This is a genomic window from Paenarthrobacter sp. CM16, assembly GCF_013179505.1.
Classification (GTDB): Bacteria; Actinomycetota; Actinomycetes; order Actinomycetales; family Micrococcaceae; genus Arthrobacter.
Window position 1 is genome coordinate 1 of record NZ_JABMCX010000260.1, and the last position, 6,556, is coordinate 6,556.

6 protein-coding genes and 1 tRNA gene are annotated in these 6,556 nt (G+C 63.1%); 1 reads left to right on the plus strand and 6 read right to left on the minus strand.

Annotated features, from left to right (window positions below):
• The 6 genes from HP499_RS18815 to HP499_RS18840 all read right to left on the minus strand — a co-directional run.
• On the minus strand, positions 1-1,022 hold a 1,022-nt coding region (locus HP499_RS18815), incomplete at its 3' end, for an ATP-binding protein (RefSeq protein ID WP_253951687.1).
• Between the two features lie 141 nt (positions 1,023-1,163).
• Entirely contained in the window at positions 1,164-1,748 is a 585-nt protein-coding gene (pth, locus tag HP499_RS18820; RefSeq protein WP_172325695.1) for an aminoacyl-tRNA hydrolase, read from the minus strand.
• Between the two features lie 136 nt (positions 1,749-1,884).
• Entirely contained in the window at positions 1,885-2,454 is a 570-nt protein-coding gene (locus HP499_RS18825) for a 50S ribosomal protein L25/general stress protein Ctc (protein ID WP_172325696.1), read from the minus strand.
• A 315-nt stretch (positions 2,455-2,769) separates the two neighbouring features.
• The gene (locus HP499_RS18830) at positions 2,770-3,750 is read right to left on the minus strand and encodes a ribose-phosphate diphosphokinase (protein ID WP_011774071.1); all 981 of its coding nucleotides are present in this window, start codon (positions 3,748-3,750) and stop codon (positions 2,770-2,772) included.
• Positions 3,747-5,246 (minus strand): bifunctional UDP-N-acetylglucosamine diphosphorylase/glucosamine-1-phosphate N-acetyltransferase GlmU, encoded by a 1,500-nt coding sequence (gene glmU / locus HP499_RS18835; protein ID WP_172325697.1) that lies wholly within the window; start codon positions 5,244-5,246, stop codon positions 3,747-3,749. Before glmU ends, HP499_RS18830 begins: the two co-directional genes overlap by 4 nt.
• Positions 5,247-5,366: 120 nt before the next feature.
• Positions 5,367-5,438, minus strand: a tRNA-Gln gene (locus HP499_RS18840).
• A gap of 299 nt (positions 5,439-5,737) precedes the next feature.
• Between HP499_RS18840 and HP499_RS18845 the strand changes: the two genes are divergently transcribed.
• Entirely contained in the window at positions 5,738-6,337 is a 600-nt protein-coding gene (locus tag HP499_RS18845; protein ID WP_172325698.1) for a TetR/AcrR family transcriptional regulator, read from the plus strand.
• Positions 6,338-6,556: the final 219 nt, after the last annotated feature.

Below are 6,556 nucleotides of genomic sequence, written 5' to 3' on the forward strand. Positions count from 1 at the left end.
CTGAGCCAGCCCTGGACTACCTCGCCCACGTAGGGGTCGCGGAGGGATACCCAGTGGTCATCACCCCGTTCAACAGTGAGCAGGCCGGAATCCTCCATCTCCACCAGAACTTCGGTGCCAAAGATGGTTGCCAGGTCCATCAGGGTTGCGCGCTGCGCACAGGCCAGGATTTCGACGACGGTCCTGCTGGCCTGCGTTTCGCGCGCCAGTTTGGAACGGACGAAGTCCTCCACCACCGTTGCGCCCTCGAGTTTGATCCGGTCCCGGAGCGTCCAGACGGAATCGTTGAGCACCAGGTTGCCGCTATGCCGCTGCTCTTCCAACAGGGCGTGCAGGAGCATCGGATTTCCGCCCACCGCCGAGTGCAGTGAACCAACCAGCGTCGATGAAACGTAGTGTCCCAGCACTGAGCCCAGTACCTGTTTGGTCTGCTCTTCACTCAGGGTATTGAGGTGGACCTCGCCCAACTCCCCTTCGAGGACCAGGCGATGGAAGTCTGCTGGGAGGTCGCTGGCGCGCTGGACCGTGGCAACTATCTTCGCGGTACCCGTGGCCATGAGATTCAACAAGACCCCCGTACTCATGGGGTCCATGCCGCCGGCGTTGTCCACAATGAGGACGGTGTCCCGGCCGGCTGCTTCCTTCCTGATCAGGTTTGTCACCGCGTGGAGGATGCCCGTGGGCGAACCGACGGCTTCGGAGGGCAGGCGGGCCAGCAGGAAACCCAGGCATCCGTAAGGGGTTTGCCCATTGGCAACGGTGTTCCGCAATTGAAGGCTGTGGACTTTGGGGCCGAGGGACGAGACCACTGCGCGGGCGAGGCCGGACTTGCCGATTCCCCGTTGGCCGGTGAGGACCACGCCAAAGGAGTCCGGTGACTCCAGGAACTTGCCTGCCCTCGACAAATCCTGGCTTCGGGCCAGCAGGGACCAGGTCTGCCTGTCCGTTGGTCCGCCCACAAGATCGGGAGCCGCAGCCCTTGCTGCGCCTCCCCCGCCCTTGTTTAGCAACTCCGCCGACATTCGCATCCTTCGCTACACATCCGCGACAGTCCCCCACCGCTTACCTGCGTACCATGCACACTACCGCCGGGCGCCGACAGTTTGTAGGCCTGAGGGTCCTTCGAACCGTCAGGCTTTCCTCAGGCTTTCCTCAAGATTTGATCAAGCTTTGGCAGGGTGGTGTTTCTGCTGTGCCTGCAACAAGCCCTGGTCCATGAGCAGTTGGACGGCATCAGCGGCTTCATCCAGCAGGAACGGCAGTTCCTTCTTTTCGGCAGTGGCAAAATCCCGGAGGACGTAATCTGCGGTCTCCATTCGCCCTGGCGGCCGCCCGACACCTACGCGTACGCGCAAATAGTCCTTGGTGGCCAGTGCTTTGGAGATGTCACGCAGGCCGTTGTGCCCGCCCTCACCACCGCCGAGTTTTAGCTTGACTGTGTTAAAAGGGATATCGATTTCGTCGTGCACCGCAATGACGTGATCCGGTGAGATATCGAAAAAGTTGCACAGCCCTGCAACGGGTCCGCCGGAGGTATTCATATACGTCATGGGCTTGGCCAGCACCATGCGGGGGCCGCCTATGCCGAGCCGCCCCTCCACTACCTGGGCCCGCGCCTTGTGCACCTTGAACTTTCCGCCCATGCGGGAAGCAAGTTCGTCCAACACCATCTGGCCCACGTTGTGCCGGTTGTTGCTGTACTCACTGCCGGGGTTGCCGAGGCCGACAATCAGCCAAGTGTCACTCATGGTCTCATCCTAGGGAACGTTTAGTTGAATCAGCGGGAGCCTGATGCAGCTTCGAGCAGGGCAAGGAGAAAGGAAAGTGGCCGGGACCCTAAGGTACCCGGCCACTCAACGGCTTGCGCCTGAAGCAGTCAGAAGACTACTCAGCTGCCGGTGCTTCTTCTTCAGCCTCGGAAGCGGTCTCGGCGATGCGGACCACCAGGGTGTCACCTTCGGTGAGGAGGGTGGAACCCTTCGGCAGAACGAGGTCCGAAGCGTGGATGCTCTCGCCGGCCTTGAGGCCTTCGATGCTGACCTCGACGGCGGTGGGAACGTGGGTTGCCTCAGCTTCGAGGGAAACCGTGGTGGCTTCGAGGCTGGCAACAGCACCCGGAGCAACTTCACCGGAGATGTGGATGGCGATGTCGACGGTAACCTTCTCGCCGGCCTTCACGGTCTGGAGGTCAACGTGCTCGATGATCTGCTTTACGGGATCGCGCTGGATGTCCTTGACGAGCGTCAGGTGCTGCTCGCCGTCGACGTCGATCGCCAGCAGGGCGTTGGAAACGCGGACTGCCAGCGTGGTGGCGCGGCCCGGCAGGTTGATGTGGATCGGCTCTGCGCCGTGGCCGTAGATGACAGCCGGGATCTGGCCGGCCATGCGTGCGCGGCGGGCAAAACCCTTGCCGAATTCGGTGCGCAGTTCTGCGGTGAGCTTCTGCTCAGACATGAGTACTCCTTGATTACTGTGGCGCCCGGAAAGTCCGGGCTGGTCTATCAGCAAGGGCGGAGGTCTGGAGACCTTCTACGCCCGGCTGAGATCGGCCGCCGAGCAGCCGTTCCGCCTGTGTTGAAGGAGATGCAGACCCAGTCGATAACGGAGACCCGCAACCCGAATCCACTAAATGCGGACCGGATGTGCTCTCCCTCGCCAAGGTATCCCCGCAAGTTTAGCAGCGGAACTCGTCCAACATGAAAACGGGGACAAAAACGGGCCACCCGCAAGCCCGGAGGCTGCGGATGGCCCGTTCTGGAACGGAGATTCTTATGCCTTGCCGTCGAACAGGCTGGTGACCGAACCGTCGTCGAACACTTCACGGATAGCGCGGGCAATCAGCGGCGCGATCGACAACACCGTCAACGACGGGAAGCGCTTCTCGGCCGGAATGGGCAGCGTGTTGGTGACCACCACTTCACGGGCACCGGAATCCGCAAGGCGCTGCGCGGCGGGATCAGAGAAGACGGCGTGCGTGCAGGCGATGATGACGTCTTTGGCACCGGCGTTCTTCAACACCTGAACGGCGCCGGAGATGGTTCCGCCGGTGTCGATCATGTCATCAATGAGCACACAGGTGCGGCCTTCAACCTGGCCAACAACGGTCTTGGAGACCGCCTGGTTGGGAACAGTGAGGTCCCGGCTCTTGTGAACGAAAGCCAGCGGAGCGCCGCCGAGGCGTTCAGCCCACTGCTCGGCAACACGCACGCGGCCGGTGTCGGGCGAAACAACTGTGATGTTGTCAGCCTCAACCTTGGTGCGGATGTAGTCGGCCAGCAGGGGGATGGCCATCAGGTGGTCAACGGGGCCGTCGAAGAAGCCTTGGATCTGCGAGGTGTGCAGGTCAACGGACATGATGCGGTCCGCACCGGCGGTCTTGTAGAGGTCTGCAACCAAGCGTGCCGAGATGGGCTCGCGGCCGCGGCCCTTCTTGTCCTGGCGGGAGTATGGGTAGAACGGCGAGACCACCGTGATCCTCTTGGCGGAGGCGCGCTTGAGGGAGTCGATCATGATCAACTGCTCCATGAGCCAGTTGTTCAACGGAGCCGGGTGGGCCTGGATCACGAAGGCATCGGTGCCTCGCACGCTCTCGGCCGACCGGACGTAGATTTCCCCATTGGCGAAGTCGTAGGCGTCGATGGGCAGGAGTTCGGTCTCCAGCTCCTTCGCGATTTCCTGCGCCAGCTCCGGATGCGCCCTTCCGGCGGCGAGAATCAACTTCTTCTCGCCGTGTGCGGTAATTTCGCTCATGCCTGTTTGCCTTCTTCTGTGGTTGCCGGGGATTGTGAAGATGTGGAGACGGACGTCGGTTCCAGGGCCGCCTCGGCCAAAGTGGCGGAGGCGGTGCCCGGACGGTTGGCAATGACCCAACCCTCGGCGTTCCGTTGGGCGGCCAGGCTGAGGGCGAGGGCGCCTGCGGGGACATCCTTGCGGATGACGGCCCCGGAGCCACTGTAAGCGCCGTCGCCTACAGTCACCGGAGCTACGAAGACCGTGTTCGAACCGGTACGGACACCCGAGCCGATCACCGTGCGGTGCTTCTTCTCGCCGTCGTAGTTGGCCGTGATGTTGCCGCAGCCGATGTTGGTGTCTTCACCGATTTCGGCGTCGCCGGCGTAGCCCAGGTGGGACAGTTTGGAACCACGGCCAATGGTCACGTTCTTGGTTTCGTAGAACGCACCGATCTTGCCGGTCTCACCCAGGACCGTGCCCGGGCGAAGGTACGTGAACGGGCCCACGCTCGCCTTGGCACCAATCGTGGAACCGGAGCCGTGCGTGCGGATCACCTTGGCGCCCTCGCCCACGTTGACATCGGTCAAGGTGGTGTCAGGACCCACGACGGCGTCGCGCGCCACAGTGGTGGAACCGTGCAGTTGGGTGTTGGGCAGCAGGCGGACGTCTTCGTCGAGGGTCACAGTCGAATCGATCCAGGTAGTGGCGGGATCCACTACAGTCACGCCCGCACGCATCCAGGACTCGATGATGCGGCGGTTGTGCTCAGCGCCCAGTGCCGAAAGCTGGATGCGGTCATTGGCGCCCTCAACCTGCCAGCGGTCTTCAGTTACGACGGCGGCAACCCGGCCGCCGGCGTCGCGCGCCAACCCGAGGACATCAGTCAGGTACATCTCGCCCTGGGCATTGTCGGTGGTGACCTTCGCCAATGCGGTGCGCAGGACGGCGGCATCGAAAGCGTAGATACCGGAGTTGACCTCGCGGATGCTGCGTTCGGCTTCGCTGGCATCCTTGTGTTCACGGATGCCGGTGACGGTTCCGTCTTCCGCGCGAAGGATCCGGCCATAGCCGGTGGCGTCATCCAAGACTGCGGTGAGTACCGTAACTGCGTTGCCCTCGGCCTCGTGGGTGGTCACGAGTTCGGCGAGCAGTTCGCCGGTCAGCAGCGGAACATCCCCGTACGTTACTACTACGGTTCCGGAAAGTTCAGCTTCGGCGTCGAGGGCCTTGAGGGCCACCTCCACTGCCCGACCGGTACCGGGGACCTCATCCTGGTCAACAATGAGTGCTTCCGGATCCAACGCGGAGACGTGCCCGGCCACGCGGTCACGCTCATGCCGGACAACAAGGGCCAGCTTCAGCGGAGTGATGGAACGGGCAGCCAGGAGAGCGTGGCCCACCATGGAGCGTCCGCCGATTTCGTGGAGAATCTTGGGGGTCCGGGACTTCATGCGCGTTCCAGCGCCTGCGGCCAAAACTATGACCGCTGCGGGACCGGTGGATTCGGGGCTCACGTACTGGCTCTCCTTGCTCGGTATGTCCCGGGTAACCCGGCTTCGGAATGCTGCCATCCCAATGGACCCAGGCACCGTTCGAGCCGTTCCAGGTACAGAGTGGAGCGCATTTTCCGACCGTTCCGCCCATAGGATTCGAACCTATACTCCACGGCTCCAAAGGCCGGGGTGCTGCCATTACACCAGAGCGGACCGTGCATGATTCCCACCATCAAGCAGCAAGGCCTGACGGGTTCCCGGGCTACCGGGATGCACACACAAGAATCTAGTTTGCCATGACCATTGCGTGCTTCGCGACTTGACCGCCCGCTGCCCGTTCCGAGGCACAGCCCGGGACGCGTCCGAGACCCCGTTCCAACCCGCCTTGAAGAGTCCATTCCCGGCTCGTAAGGCATGATGGTCACGTGAGCAAGCGCACTGAAAACCCCCGGCCCCAGGACACCGCCGAGCCCTTGGAACAGGTTTCCACCGGCCCCGCAGTACGCATCAGAATGACCGGCCAGCAGCGGAAGGCCCAGCTCATTGGCATCGGCCGCGCGCTCTTCGCCGCCCGGGGCCTGGATGGGACCACCATCGAGGAAATCGCAGCCAGTGCCGGAGTTTCCAAGCCCGTCATCTACGAGCACTTCGGTTCCAAAGAGGGCCTGTACCGGCAGGTTGTAGACACCGAGTTCCGGATTCTGCTGGACTCCATCACCGAGGCACTCAGCACCGATGCCAAACCCCGGGTGCTGGTGGAACGCGCCGCCCTGGCTCTCCTTGGCTACATCGAAGACCGCACGGACGGCTTCCGCATCCTGATGCGCGACGCCCCGCCGTCGCAGCCCGAAGGCGCCTTCTCCACGCTGCTTTCCCACGTGACGGCACGGGTGGAGCACCTGCTGTCCGACGAATTCGCCCGCCGGGGCTTCAGCGCCGCCGACGGAGCCATGTATGCACAGATGCTGGTGGGCATGGTGGCGATGACCGGCCAGTGGTGGCTCGACACCCGCACGCCGGACAAGCGCGCTGTCGCCGCCCACTTGGTGAACCTGGCCTGGAACGGCCTCACCGGGTTGCAGAAGGAGCCGGGGCTGCGCAGCGAGGGCTAGCCCAACCCCCTATCACCTCCCACCCCCTTCCAGCCCAACCCCCTATCCCGAACCACCGCCCCCCTCACTCTCCACCTCAGTGCCCCCCCTCCCCCTCACAAACACCCCACAACCACCAACACATACCCACCCACCCCCCACCAACCCCACCCCAACACAACACCCCCCATCCCACCAAACAAACCACCACCCCCACACCCACCACACCCCACACACAAC

Excerpts from the sequence above, each read along its gene's own strand:
- HP499_RS18825 (WP_172325696.1), bottom strand. The coding sequence starts at position 2,454 with ATGTCTGAGCAGAAGCTCACCGCAGAACTGCGCACCGAATTCGGCAAG.
- HP499_RS18845 (WP_172325698.1), top strand. The coding sequence starts at position 5,738 with ATGACCGGCCAGCAGCGGAAGGCCCAGCTCATTGGCATCGGCCGCGCG.
- HP499_RS18830 (WP_011774071.1), bottom strand. The coding sequence starts at position 3,750 with ATGAGCGAAATTACCGCACACGGCGAGAAGAAGTTGATTCTCGCCGCC.
- pth (WP_172325695.1), bottom strand. The coding sequence starts at position 1,748 with ATGAGTGACACTTGGCTGATTGTCGGCCTCGGCAACCCCGGCAGTGAG.